Source organism: Sulfuricurvum sp. (assembly GCF_028713855.1).
Lineage (GTDB): Bacteria > Campylobacterota > Campylobacteria > Campylobacterales > Sulfurimonadaceae > Sulfuricurvum.
On record NZ_JAQTNN010000002.1, the window covers coordinates 63,675 to 76,626 of the forward strand.

The following is a 12,952-nucleotide window of genomic DNA, read 5'->3' on the forward strand; positions in this document are numbered from 1 at the left end:
TCTATGGAACTTTATTTATATATTGCACTCTTCGCTCCGTTGGTTGGGTCATTGTTTTCGGCATTGTTCGGTATGACACCTAAAACGTATCTCACAGGATATATTGCCTCAGGGTTACTGTTTACCTCGTTTGTGAGCAGTGCGATTTTGCTCACTTACGTTATGGGCGGCCATACGGTTCACGTTGAGATGATGACATGGATGGCGACGGGTGATCTTTACATTCCGTTTGGGTTTGTTGTCGATCAGGTCAGTGTCGTCATGATGATGGTCGTAACGATCGTTTCAACCGTTGTTCATATCTATTCTGTCGGATATATGGATCATGACAAAGGGTTCAACCGTTTCTTCGCATGGCTTTCAGCATTCGTTTTCTCGATGATGGTGCTTGTCATGAGTGATAACTTTGCAGGGCTTTTCATAGGATGGGAAGGGGTCGGACTTTGTTCATGGGGACTTATCGGATTCTGGTACCACAAAGAATCGGCAACATGGGCAGCAAATGAAGCGTTCATTATGAACCGTATCGCCGACCTTGGGATGTTAATCGGTATTTTCATGCTTTACTGGAATGTTGGGTCTCTCCAATACGATGTTGTGTTTGCAGAAATCGGTAATCTTCCAATCGTCATTATCACATGGATCGGTATTTTCCTCTTCATTGGTGCTATGGGTAAATCGGCGCAATTTCCGTTGCATACATGGCTTGCCGATGCGATGGAAGGTCCTACTCCGGTATCGGCATTGATCCATGCAGCTACCATGGTTACGGCCGGGGTCTATTTGGTCGTTCGTGCTAACCCAATTTACGATTTGATCCCGAATGTCGGACTCTTTATCGCGAGTCTCGGTGCATTTGTTGCTTTGTTTGCGGCATCAATGGCATTGGTTAACCGTGATATGAAACGTATCATTGCGTATTCAACTCTTTCACAACTGGGATACATGTTCGTTGCCGCAGGTTTGGGTGCGTACTGGGTAGCGTTGTTCCACCTAATGGCGCATGCATTTTTCAAAGCTCTTTTATTCCTTGGGGCAGGTAACGTCATGCATGCAATGCATGATGAACTCGATCCATTCAAAATGGGTGGACTGCGTAAAGTGATGAAAGGGACATTTATCATGATGACCCTTGCATCCGTTGCGTTAGCGGGTATCTACCCATTCGCAGGGTTCTTCTCTAAAGATTTGATCTTGGAAGTCGGATTTGTTGAACATCACTATGTTATCTATACGGTATTGTTGTTGACTGCCGGTTTGACCGCATTCTATTCCTTCCGTCTTGTCGCTTTGATTTTCCACGGGGAAGAACGCTATAAACTTTTCGGTATCCATCCGCACGAAGCCTATAAATTTATGTTGGTGGCAATGTCTCCGTTGCTTTTGTTGGCGATGATTGCAGGTTCATTTAAAATGACCTATTACCAATTGGTCATCAATCTCCTTCCATCGACACAGTATCATGTTCATAATGAAGTGACTTTCTGGATCATGACGATTGGAACACAGCTTTTTGTTATGGCTGCTATTTTGTTTGCGTATAAAAAATACAGTAATTGGAACAGTGTGCCGGATGGCAGCTCTAAAATGGAAAATAGTTTTGGCTATAAATTGCTGTGGAACCAATATTATATTCCGAAATTTTACGAGGAAGTTTTCTCAAAACCGTATTTGGAACTTTCGAAAATTGCCTGGAAACAGATTGATCTTAAAATTGTTGATGCGACGGTAGATATGATTGCCAACGCTATTTACAAAACGGGTGAAAATACACGTGATATCCAAAACGGCAATCTCTCGACGATGCTTCGTTGGATGGTATTCGGTTTAATTGTCTTATTGGCACTTGCCGTCGCCTTTACCGTCGGATACAACGCGGTTAGCGCTTAAGGAGTAATGATGATAGATCATATTTTAACACTTTTAATTTTCTTCCCGGCGTTGGCTGCAATGCTCGGATTTGTCGTCACAAAAGATAGCATGAGAGCCTACGGTATTGCCGTGGCTTTTATCGAGTTTATTCTCTCTTTATGGTTGTGGTATGCCTATGACCCGATGGTTTCAGGAATGCAGTTTATGGAATCTATGCCGTTGATTCCGGCGTTTGGTATTAATTACCTGCTTGGTGTGGACGGTATTTCACTCTTTATCATTATTTTGTCGACGTTTTTTACGTTGCTGGGGATCGGGTCATTAACTGAAACGCGTCATGTAAAAAATCTTATCATCACGCTTTTGTTTCTTGAGATGACGATGGTGGGCGTATTTGCGGCATTGGATGCTATTGTGTTCTATGTTTTCTGGGAACTCTCTCTCGTTCCGATGTTATACATCATCGGTGCATGGGGCGGACCGCTGCGTATTTACGCATCAATCAAATTTTTCCTTTATACCTTTACCGGTTCGTTAGTCATGCTCGTCGGTATGCTTTTTATGGCGTATTTTTATTACCAAGCGACAGGTCAATGGAGTTTCTCAATCCTTGAGTGGTACCGTTTGATTTTGCCGGAGAACTTCCAGTTGTGGCTGTTCGCGGCATTTTTCATCGGATTTGCGATCAAAGTTCCGATGTTTCCGTTTCATACATGGTTGCCATACGCACATGGTCAAGCACCGACTATCGGTTCGGTGATCTTGGCGGCAATTTTGCTTAAAATGGGAACGTACGCGTTTGTCCGTTTCTCATTGCCGTTGTTCCCGGATGCATCGGTATTTTTTATGTTTCCGATCGCCATTATTGCTATTATTATGATTATATACACAGCAATGGTTGCTTATGCGCAAGAGGACATTAAACAAGTCGTTGCGTACAGCTCCGTCTCACACATGGGGGTTATTATCCTCGGTACATTTGCATTGAACGTTGAAGGTGTCAGCGGTTCGGTATTTTTAATGTTGGCACATGGGGTCGTATCGGGGGCACTGTTCTTACTTGTCGGTGTTATTTACGACCGACGTCATACGAAATTGATGTCTGAATTTGGTGGTCTTGCGTCTGTTATGCCGCGTTATGCGACCATTTTTGGGATCATGATGATGGCATCTGTAGGGTTGCCGCTTACGATTAACTTCGTAGGAGAGTTTTTGAGTCTGCTCGGTTTTTACAAACAGTCTCATATGCTGACGCTTACAGCCGGAGTTGCGATTATTGTTGGCGCTATCTATATGCTATCTGCGTATAAAAAAGCATTTTTCGGTACCGTAACGAACGAAGAAAACAGAAATCTAAAAGACGTTAACAAAACTGAGCTATTTGGTCTTATCCCTCTTGTTATCGTTGCTATTTGGTTAGGGGTTTACCCTAAACCGGTGTTGGGTCCGATCAACAACAGTGTTGAGTCGATTATACAGTTGATGCACGATAAAGCTCAAAGCCCTGAAGCGAAAGAACGTATCCCTAATCTTTCGGAATCGAAAAAGATTATTTCTATGAAGGAGGCGAACTAATGTTAGAGCCGATTCATGTTTCGCTTGCGTCGCTTAATTTAGCGACTTTAGCTCCGATGCTTATTGCAATAGTCGGTGCGTTAACTATTTTAGTAATCGATCTGGTAAAAGGAGGGCTGCACAAGTCATTGTACGTTATGGTCAGCCTTTTGTTCTTACTGTTGGATTTAGGATCGTTGGTTGATTTTGCCGGCGTATTTCTTAAAAATGGAACGGTACTTGGGTTCTTTGATGTTATGTTGATGGATGGAATTGCCATTCTTGCGCAGATCATTATTGTTGTAGGTTCGATGCTCTTCATCCCGTTGGCATTGACGTCCAAACGTTTCCATGAGTATAACTATCCGGAATACTTTGCCCTTTTCTTGTTTATGATAGCAGGTTTCCAATTTATGGTTGCGACCGATAATCTTATTTTGATTTTCATCGGACTTGAGACAGCTTCACTGGCCCTTTATACCCTTATAGCGTTGCACAACCGTTCTAAATCATTTGAAGCTGCGGTCAAATATTTCACGATGGGTGCTTTGGCAGCAGGGTTCTTTGCATTCGGTTCAATGATATTTTATGCGATCAGCGGTTCGGTAGAGATCAATCAGATCGCAACGGTATTGGCGGAAGATCATTACAGTAATATCGGGTACGTTTTGATCGGTGTCACGTTTATGATTGCCGCGATCGGATTCAAAATATCGATGGTGCCGTTTCATACATGGACACCTGATGTATACGAAGGTTCATCCGCCGCATTAGCGGGTTATATGTCGATCGTTCCGAAAATCGCAGGCTTTGTCGTCGCAATGCGATTGTTTGAATTTATGGTACACAGCGGAGTCGTATGGCTTCAAGTGATTCTCTATATCGGCGTTGTTGTTACGATGACGGCATCGAATATTTGGGCATTGGTTCAAAGTGATGTCAAACGGATGTTGGCATACAGTTCGATTTCTCATGCCGGTTTTGTTATGGCAGCGATTTTGATCGGTACGACACAATCCAATACGGGTCTCTTTTTGTATTGGGCGTTGTTTAGCTTTACCAATCTTGGTGCCTTTACCATGTTATGGGTCAATCGACAGAAAAACCTCCTTCCGGGGCAAAGTTCGGATCATCCGTACGAGAAGTTCTCAGGAATGGTTAAAACCATGCCAATGGGTGCGGTAATGATGGGGCTCTTTATGCTTTCTCTTGCCGGTATTCCTCCCTTTGGTCTGTTCTGGGGTAAATTGTACATGATCGGTTCGGCCGTCAGTGCAGGATATACCGGATTGGCTCTTATTATGGCGCTTAACTCGGCGATTGCTGGGTATTATTATTTAAAACTTATCGTCTTTATGTTTATGAAAGACCCGATGGTAGGGTATGAAAAGTTTTATTTCATGAATGCATCGCTTTCACTGAAAACCATTATCGGAATTGCGGTAGTCGGAACTATCTTTGCCGTATTTGCCGTCAACCCTTTGTTGAAAGTTATCACTCTATTCGTGTATAATAGCGGCTATTAATCCTTATTATGAGGAAATAAAGGGGAAGGTTTGAGATACTGGATTGCTCTGTGCCTCTGGTTTCCCCTGTACGCTATGGAACTATCCATACAAAGCGGAAAAGAGGAGGGGGAGAAATTTAGTATCCTTCACCTTCAAAATGCCACCCCTTTCAGTTGTGAAGCAACGAACAATGAGTTTGGTGAAACGCGACGCATCGATTGCCGCTTGCCAAGAGTCCCCTCTAAATCTTTTTCTCCGATCAATAATACGCATCTGAATGTCATTGGTGTACCCACAGCACAGGGTTATACGATTACGATTACTCCTAAAGCGAAAATGAAACTTATTCCGCTTGCCTTTGACCTTTCCAAAGAGACAGAAACTTTTCAGGGAAGTATCCGAAGTACAAAACATTGGAGTGTCGTAGGATATACACAAACCCTCCCATTGCTCGCTATCCAACCCCCTTCTTCATCCGCGATCAACTTTCCCGTAAAAATCAACAAAGATATCCGCCCTTTTGTCGGCGGGCTTGACCTCAAGGGAAACCCTATAAAAATCGCTCGGGTTCAAGATGTCACCGATTATATGGAGATGAAAAAAGCATATGAGGCGAAGAAGTACGAGAAAGTTCTTGATCTTAGTACCAATGCACTCAAAAACTATCCTAAAACAGTATTTAAAAATGAATTACTGCTGTATCAAATCCGTGCACTGCATCACGAAGAAGAGTCCGAAAAACTAATCGAAGTCGCCAAACAATTTTTACGTGATTATTCTTCGGATCCGAGTGTCGCCGAGGTATTGGCATACATCGCCAATTCCTATGGAAAACTTGGACAGAGTATAGATGCGGATTACTTTTTTGACCGTCTTTTTGATGAACAATCCGACAGTCCGTTTGCATCATTAGGAATGGTTTATAAAGCTGAACAATTGGAAAGTACGGGAGATCTTAAAAAAGCGGTACAGTTTTATCAAAAAGCCCTTGGAAGCAGCAAGGATGTAGCCATCGCTTCACAAGCTGCCTTTAAACTTGCCCAAATCGAATTGAACAATAATAATGCGAAAAAAGCGGCACTGTATATCGATAAAATCGCATCGGCCAATCCGAATTATTTTGCTGAAGTGCGCGATAATGCCATGGCGATGGCAGAAGTCTTTTTTGATAAGAATGATCCAAAAACCGCAGCGCGTATTTCGGAAGGGCTTATCAATGCAACCGAAAAAAACTCTCCCGATCATGAGATAATACTGAAAAATCTTGGACTTGAGCTGGCTAAAGCCAACAAACGGACGGAAGCGCTCAAACGTTTTAATGAATATTTGGATACCTATAAATACGGTGAGTTTATCGAAGAGGTACGTCGAGCCAAAGATGGCCTATTTTTCGATGAGGGAGATAAAAATACGACCGGAGAGATCAAAAAATACAATGAATTGATTGAACGTTATGGCAATGACAGCGTAGGACGAAAAGCCCTTTATAAAAAGGCACAGCTCCTCTTTAAAGATCAAAAGTATCAAGATATATTGGACATGGAAAGTGAGTTATACCGTTTGGAATCCTCCGAGTATCCTGAAACCACGGCCATGATCACAAAAAGTGCAATCGGTTTGGAAAAAGCACGTCTTAAAGAGGGAAAATGTGTCGAAGCGATGACGCTTCAGCGTATGTATAAAATACGGCTCCTTAGTGAATGGGATGAATATCTTTTTAACTGTGCACTCAAAACGACACAGTACGCCGCAGCCAAAAAAATAGCTCAAAGCCATTTGAAATCCAAATCGATAGCGCAACGGCAAATTTGGTTATATCGGATAGTGAAAACACAGTTTGGTCTGGGTGAGTACAAAGAGGCGATAAAAGGGGGTAATGAACTCATTACCCTGCTGGGGGCAGAAAAAAATCCGCCGTTGAATGATATCTACAGAACAATGTTTGATGCCGCACAGCGTGTAGGTGACGCAGATGGGATGATCCGCTATATCAAAGCGGTTGAGGGAGCATTCGTAAACGATTTTAAAGACATCGAACGTTATACCCAAATGGTGAGCTTGGGACTTAACCGCAAAGATGAAGGAATAGTGCAAACGTATGCGTCTAAAGTAGCAGCGCTGCAGGAGCGAACCAAAACTTATACGCAAAGTCCGTACATCGAATTCACTCTGGCTCAATCGTACCAAAATTTGGGAAAAGACACTGCGGCATTAACGGTTCTTAAAACATTGAACAAACAAAAACTCAACACTGAAAAACGTTCCCGTCAACAATACCTGATCGGTGCGATTGAACAAAAATTAGGGCATAAACGTGAAGCACGTGATGCCTTTAATGCAAGTATCAAAGCGGATAAAAATTCCGCGTGGGGGAAACTGGCTAAAGATGCATCGGGGCTATTGTAGGAGTATTGCTTCGGCGTTGGCTCTTATCTTATCTACCTCACCGCTTCCGTTTAGACTAAACTGATTGGCGTTAAACGTTTGCTGACGTTTGGCGAGTTGCGCCGTATGGGTTGTAATGGTCTCGATCAGTTCACTTTTGGTTATTTTCCCGTCTAAAAACTCCAGCGTTTCGAGTATACCGATTGATTTCATACTGTTGGGAACTCTCCCGTAAAGCCGTTCAAGTTCTGCGACTTCATCGATCAGTCCCATACGAATCATCTTGTTTGTCCGAAGGGCTATGCGTTCACGTAAAACCGCTCTGTCTATTTTGAGTTCGAAGACGGGACATTTCGTGATAATCGGCTGAGGCAGATGAGTACGAAACCATTCAGATGGGGGGATATTCGTTTCAAGATAGAGCAGAAGCATCTTTTCGATCCGATAGGAGTCGCTGGGAGTAATTTTCCCCATATAGAGAGGATCAATAGCCTTGAGCATCGTATGGCATGCAGAGAGGTCTGTGAGCATACTGTTAGCACGTGCAATCGTGTCAGGAGAATATTCCGGGATTTTTGAGAGACCATCTATCATACTTTTTAGATAAAAACTGCTTCCGCCGACGATAATGAGGTTTTTTTTATCTTGTACTGCCTTGTCTCGAATACGGTTGTATTCATCGATAAAGGTTATGACACTGGCATTTTCATCAGGATATAGCCGATTGATTCCGAAATGTTCCACAAGACTTAGTTCTGATGAAGTAGGTTTGGCGGAAGCAATATCGATCTCTTTGTAAATGCTGAGCGAATCGATCGATAATATAAGAGCATTATAGTTTAGTGCGAGTTCAAGAGCAAGATCACTTTTCCCCGAAGCAGTGGAACCGATAAGCGCTATTTGTTTCATTGATGATATTATACCCTCAAAGAGAAATTACGATAAAATAAATAGACTTCATTTATCAAAGGCTAAGAGTGCAACGATTAAGAAAAAGACTTCGCGATTTTAATGAATTGGTGATGTTTGAACATACTGTGTTTTCACTCCCGTTTATTTTTACTGCGATGATCGTTGCTGCAGGGGGATGGTTTGGTTTCAAACTACTTGTTTTAGGGGCATTTGCGGCGATCAGTGCGCGCAATGCGGCAATGGGATTTAATCGTTATGTGGATCGGAAATTCGATCAGCATAATCCTCGAACTGCAGGACGTCCGAGTGTGGACGGGCGACTGGACGGAACCTCGATTGCCATCTTTACGGCAGTGAATGCCATTGTTTTTATAGCGGTTGCCTATTTCATAAACGATTTAGCGTTTTATCTCAGCTTTCCGGTACTGATTGTTTTGCTCAGCTACTCGTATTTCAAGCGATTTAGCTCGATGGCGCATATTGTACTGGGTATCTCATTGGGTCTCGCCCCAATAGCCGGTGCGATAGCCGTATTGGGAACCGTACCGCTTTGGTCGATTTATCTGAGTATCGGAGTGGTTTTTTGGGTTGCAGGATTTGATTTACTTTATTCTTTGCAGGACATGGAGTTTGACCGTACGAATAACCTTCATTCGATCCCTTCGAAATACGGAAGCAGTGCAACATTGAAAATATCCGCTTCGTTTCATGTGCTGAGTGTCGTGTGCTGGTCATTGTTTGTGGTTGAAGCCGGATTGGGATATCCTGCTATCATGGCAATTGTTTTTTCTGGAGCTATGCTCACCTATGAGCACTATTTGGTCCGTAAAGATTTTACGCAGATCGATCGGGCATTTTTTACGGTAAACGGCTATTTGGGATTTGTATTTATCGGATTAATTATTTTAGATAAGGTGATAGTATGAGCGATGTAAGATTGGTAACCGCAACGATTGATTTAGTCTATGATGAAGTATCGGCGAATGCGGATAAATTTGAGTTAGAGTTCAATGAGATTAGTGAAACGGATGAAGATTCGATCGGTCAATGGATTAAACACGCCAAAGTCCGTACGGAAACAAATGACAGTGATGCGCTAATGCTGAATCTATTGGTAGAACTTTATCGCAAGATTGATAAAATCGAGTTAATCCTTACCAAGGGAGCCCCTAAACGTCTGCCTCTTGCGGGTGCAGCCGTGATTGAGAGTATCGGGTTAGAACACTTTAAATTGAATTTAGATAGCTTTGAGCCGGGAAAACATTATTATGGCCGTGTCGAAATAGCAACGTTTCCTAAGCGTGAAATTGCTTTCTTTTTTGAAGCGGTGGACGCTTCGTTGGCTAAAATTGTCAAAATGCATGTGCGGGATGAAAAAGAGTGGGGATATTATATGACGGCATGTGAACGGGCTATGATCCGTCAGATGAAAGGGCTTTAATGAATCATACGATGGAGATTGCCCTGATTGCCTTGGCAGTGATGGTTGTAGGGCTGATCTATTACGTCATCACCAAAGAGGGGGAAGTGACATCTCAAATACGTTCAATTGCCAAAGCGGTTGAAGATCTGCATCGCGAGCTTTTTATGATGGATAAACGGCTTAAGCAAGAACTAGAGATCATCACCTCGCTCCAAGAGAGTGTTCCGCGAGAACAGTATTCACTGCATGCGGAATTGGGACGTGAGGTAAATGAGATATCGGTACCGATTTTAGAATCGCTAGGGCACATTGAAGGGAGTCTGAGCGCATACAAAGAAAAAACGGAAAATCGTCTTCGTTATCTCGAAGAGCGTATCCGTAATCTTTCTCTGCCCACTTCGATCAGCGGATTGGATGATGAGAAAGTGATCAGCCGCTATAACCAGGGGTTGGAAGTGGACGCGATAGCCAAAGAGCTTCGATTATCAAAAGCGGAAGTGGAATTCGTGTTAAAGATCAATCAGCTTCGCTAAAAAGCCTATTAATGCTTTTTTAAGCTTATTGAGCTATAATTTCGTTCTCTTTAAAATGTGCGTCCGTAGCTCAGCTGGATAGAGCACCGGTTTGCGGTACCGGCGGTCAGGGATTCGAATTCCTTCGGGCGCACCATCTATCGCTTCTTAACTAACACCTTAAATCACCCACAGCCTCTTTAGATACGAACTTCCAAAACTGAAATAGTTTTCTATAATAATTATTTTTTGAAAGTGAAAAGTGAAACAAAAGATACAAACCGAGTTTTATACCAATCAATCCTATTTTTATTTCGGCACATTGATATCGGTATTGACGATATTACCGCAGTTCTTATTTTCTCCCAATTCCACACATACTCTATTTTTAGCCATTACCCTTATCGTATTAATCACGATTCCGAAGTTCAGCAAAATACTTTTTTCCGTATTTATTATCTTTATCAACCTTAGCAACATACTGATCGGACATATTGCACTTCATTGGGGGTATGCATTAGCAGATATAAAACCGCGTATCGAGGTCGCTTTTTTATCCCCGATATATGAGAGTAAAGAGTATATTGCACGGTATATTGATTACAGAGACTATTGGCTAATTCTTTTTTCACTTTTTGTATTGTTTCTTTTGTTCAGGTTTCTTAGACATTTTACACACTCCTATAAAATTTTCAGGATTATAGGCTCGGGTGTATTCGCTTTGATTCTTGTGAATGTCACTTTTTACATCAACCCTATCCGAGAGTTTGAACCTTTTAGTGTTCCCTGCGAAATCTGTACCGTGATGGATGATAAAAATAAAATTGATCAAATCATGAAAGCCAGAGAAGAATATATACGTCATATCAAGATACTCGAAGCCAATAAAAAAAAGCAGTTGTACGACAAGATTATCATCGTGATGGGGGAAAGTGCCAATAAAAATCATATGGCCTTGTATGGCTATAAATATCCTACTACCCCGTTTCTAATGTCTCTTCAACAAACGCATCAGCTGTATGTATTGGATGCCATTGCACCGACCAATCAGACGCGCTACTCTCTCCCCATCGATTTGACTGAAGCAAATGTCCACTATTATGAGGATCGATATTTACACTCGTGTTCCATACTGACGAATTTCAAGACGAATCATTATGAAACGTATTGGATTTCAAACCAAGGGCGTGTAGGGAAAAATGATTCTTCCATCTCATCGATGGCAAGTGAAGCAAATACTACCTTTTTTGCGAATCTAAACTACTTAGAGGCTAAAACGGATGAGGTTCTTCTGGATTATCTAAACAAGCTTCAAACAAACTCAGGAAAAGAGATGTTTCTCGTGCACATCATGGGATCGCATTCCGACTACATCAACCGATATAACAAAGGAACGGCTTTGTTTAAAAATGCCAAAAATATTGTGGAAGAGTACGATAACAGCATCCATTACAGCGACTACATTTTAAGCCAAATTTATGAGCGGTTTAAAAATGATAAATTGCTGCTCATATACTTATCGGATCATGGGGAAAACATCAATCTTGACAACAACGGACACGGCTTTTTACCGCCGTTCAAAGATGAATATACGGTTCCGTTTGTGATCTACAGCACTGTCAAAAATCCGCGATTGGACGAACTTTACAGAGATAATAAAAAAGGGTATTTCAATTTGGAAAACTTCAACGATATCGTTCAATATATCAGCGGTATTAGCAACCATAAGAATCTATCGTATTCCCATGACGTCATGGCGGTTGAACCAACCAATATCTATGATTTTGATACGTTGGAATCGTTTAATTAGATTTCTTGCAGAATGGGTGTGTTGAAGGGTAAGAAGTTCATGGTTCGACGGGCTCACCACGAACGGGGATAATTACGTGGATTACGCTTTGTTTTTGCGTGCAGTAATTTCGCCCAAAAAGCTTTCTAAATCGTATTTCACACGATATTGAGGAGTGAGGATATGGACGAGAATGTCTCCCAAGTCGATAGCAACCCAGTCACCGCTTTCATCAACGTATAAAAATTCCTCTTCAGGTTTGAGACCTTTTTTGAGATGATCGAGGAGTGCGAGGGTATGACGCTCACCCAACGATGACGCGATAATAACGTAGTCGGCGAAATAATCGCCCCCTTGGAGGTCAAAAACCTCGATTGCCTCGGCTTTGTTTTGGTCGAGGATGGCGCTTATTTTTTCAATTCTCGGATTCATTGAGTTCCTTATAGTAAGTGATGATTTCATTTTCGATAGTCGGTTCAAGCCCCAGCGAACTGAAAGATGTACGAAAATCAGTCGAACTGATCTTCTCATTAATGGTGAGAGAGATCATATTTTTCGGGATAGATATCTCTCCCCTCGAGGCTACGACCCAGTGTACCATGCGGTTCAATTCGTCGAAGCGGTGCCATTGTTGAAGCTTTTCGAGATTGTCTGCCCCTATGATGAGGTAGATTTCTTCGTAAAAATTCGCATAGTATTCCACCGTTTCAATGGTTGGTGTACTACGATTTTGCCGAATTTCAAAATCACTGATTTCGACGTTTTGATAATCGGCAAAAATGGTTTTTAGCCATTGATAACGTACCTTGCTATTCGCACGTACGGTTGTTTTGAACGGGTTGAGTGACGCAGGGACGATTATCAGCCGATCAACCGGCAGAACCTTCAATGCTTCAGTAACGATACGGACGTGTCCGGCATGCGGCGGATCGAAACTACCGCCGTAGAGTGCAAGCTTCATGAGCCTTAACTTCTTTTAATCGTAATTATAACCGAT

11 protein-coding genes and 1 tRNA gene are annotated in these 12,952 nt (G+C 42.2%); 9 read left to right on the forward strand and 3 right to left on the reverse strand.

The window, feature by feature from the left end:
- Positions 1-3: 3 nt before the first annotated feature.
- Genes nuoL through PHI47_RS02405 form a run of 4 tightly spaced genes read left to right on the forward strand, consistent with a single transcriptional unit; the run spans position 4 to position 7,340 of the window.
- The gene (gene nuoL, locus PHI47_RS02390) at positions 4-1,890 is read left to right on the forward strand and encodes an NADH-quinone oxidoreductase subunit L (protein WP_299933371.1); all 1,887 of its coding nucleotides are present in this window, start codon (positions 4-6) and stop codon (positions 1,888-1,890) included.
- A gap of 9 nt (positions 1,891-1,899) precedes the next feature.
- Positions 1,900-3,447 (forward strand): NADH-quinone oxidoreductase subunit M, encoded by a 1,548-nt coding sequence (locus PHI47_RS02395; RefSeq protein ID WP_299933765.1) that lies wholly within the window; start codon positions 1,900-1,902, stop codon positions 3,445-3,447.
- A complete protein-coding gene (gene nuoN, locus PHI47_RS02400; RefSeq protein WP_299933373.1) occupies positions 3,447-4,952 on the forward strand; it encodes an NADH-quinone oxidoreductase subunit NuoN in 1,506 nt (501 codons plus the stop codon). The genes PHI47_RS02395 and nuoN overlap by 1 nt, the downstream gene beginning before the upstream one ends.
- Positions 4,953-4,982: 30 nt before the next feature.
- Positions 4,983-7,340 (forward strand): hypothetical protein, encoded by a 2,358-nt coding sequence (locus PHI47_RS02405; RefSeq protein ID WP_299933375.1) that lies wholly within the window; start codon positions 4,983-4,985, stop codon positions 7,338-7,340.
- Here PHI47_RS02405 and miaA read toward each other — a convergent pair.
- Entirely contained in the window at positions 7,332-8,228 is an 897-nt protein-coding gene (gene miaA / locus PHI47_RS02410; RefSeq protein WP_299933377.1) for a tRNA (adenosine(37)-N6)-dimethylallyltransferase MiaA, read from the reverse strand. The genes PHI47_RS02405 and miaA overlap by 9 nt on opposite strands.
- Positions 8,229-8,296: 68 nt before the next feature.
- On the opposite strand from miaA, the gene mqnP reads away from it, so the two are divergent.
- The 5 genes from mqnP to PHI47_RS02435 all read left to right on the forward strand — a co-directional run bounded on the left by mqnP (position 8,297) and on the right by PHI47_RS02435 (position 11,976).
- Positions 8,297-9,157 (forward strand): menaquinone biosynthesis prenyltransferase MqnP, encoded by an 861-nt coding sequence (mqnP, locus tag PHI47_RS02415; protein ID WP_299933379.1) that lies wholly within the window; start codon positions 8,297-8,299, stop codon positions 9,155-9,157.
- On the forward strand, positions 9,154-9,672 hold the full coding sequence (locus PHI47_RS02420) for a hypothetical protein (protein WP_299933381.1): 519 nt from the start codon (positions 9,154-9,156) through the stop codon (positions 9,670-9,672). Before mqnP ends, PHI47_RS02420 begins: the two co-directional genes overlap by 4 nt.
- A complete protein-coding gene (locus PHI47_RS02425; RefSeq protein ID WP_299933383.1) occupies positions 9,672-10,187 on the forward strand; it encodes a hypothetical protein in 516 nt (171 codons plus the stop codon). The genes PHI47_RS02420 and PHI47_RS02425 overlap by 1 nt, the downstream gene beginning before the upstream one ends.
- A gap of 59 nt (positions 10,188-10,246) precedes the next feature.
- Positions 10,247-10,323, forward strand: a tRNA-Arg gene (locus PHI47_RS02430).
- A gap of 105 nt (positions 10,324-10,428) precedes the next feature.
- Positions 10,429-11,976, forward strand: a complete 1,548-nt coding sequence (locus PHI47_RS02435; RefSeq protein ID WP_299933385.1) for a phosphoethanolamine transferase — start codon at positions 10,429-10,431, stop codon at positions 11,974-11,976.
- Between the two features lie 81 nt (positions 11,977-12,057).
- Here PHI47_RS02435 and rsfS read toward each other — a convergent pair whose 3' ends face one another.
- Positions 12,058-12,387, reverse strand: coding sequence for a ribosome silencing factor (gene rsfS, locus PHI47_RS02440; protein ID WP_299933387.1), 330 nt, complete (start codon positions 12,385-12,387; stop codon positions 12,058-12,060).
- A complete protein-coding gene (gene nadD, locus PHI47_RS02445; RefSeq protein ID WP_299933389.1) occupies positions 12,371-12,916 on the reverse strand; it encodes a nicotinate (nicotinamide) nucleotide adenylyltransferase in 546 nt (181 codons plus the stop codon). The genes rsfS and nadD overlap by 17 nt, the downstream gene beginning before the upstream one ends.
- Positions 12,917-12,952: the final 36 nt, after the last annotated feature.

Bases quoted from the DNA above. Each gene is read 5' to 3' on its own strand.
- nuoL (WP_299933371.1), top strand. From the start codon at position 4: ATGGAACTTTATTTATATATTGCACTCTTCGCTCCGTTGGTTGGGTCA.
- PHI47_RS02395 (WP_299933765.1), top strand. From the start codon at position 1,900: ATGATAGATCATATTTTAACACTTTTAATTTTCTTCCCGGCGTTGGCT.
- nuoN (WP_299933373.1), top strand. From the start codon at position 3,447: ATGTTAGAGCCGATTCATGTTTCGCTTGCGTCGCTTAATTTAGCGACT.
- miaA (WP_299933377.1), bottom strand. From the start codon at position 8,228: ATGAAACAAATAGCGCTTATCGGTTCCACTGCTTCGGGGAAAAGTGAT.
- PHI47_RS02420 (WP_299933381.1), top strand. From the start codon at position 9,154: ATGAGCGATGTAAGATTGGTAACCGCAACGATTGATTTAGTCTATGAT.
- PHI47_RS02425 (WP_299933383.1), top strand. From the start codon at position 9,672: ATGAATCATACGATGGAGATTGCCCTGATTGCCTTGGCAGTGATGGTT.
- rsfS (WP_299933387.1), bottom strand. From the start codon at position 12,387: ATGAATCCGAGAATTGAAAAAATAAGCGCCATCCTCGACCAAAACAAA.
- nadD (WP_299933389.1), bottom strand. From the start codon at position 12,916: ATGAAGCTTGCACTCTACGGCGGTAGTTTCGATCCGCCGCATGCCGGA.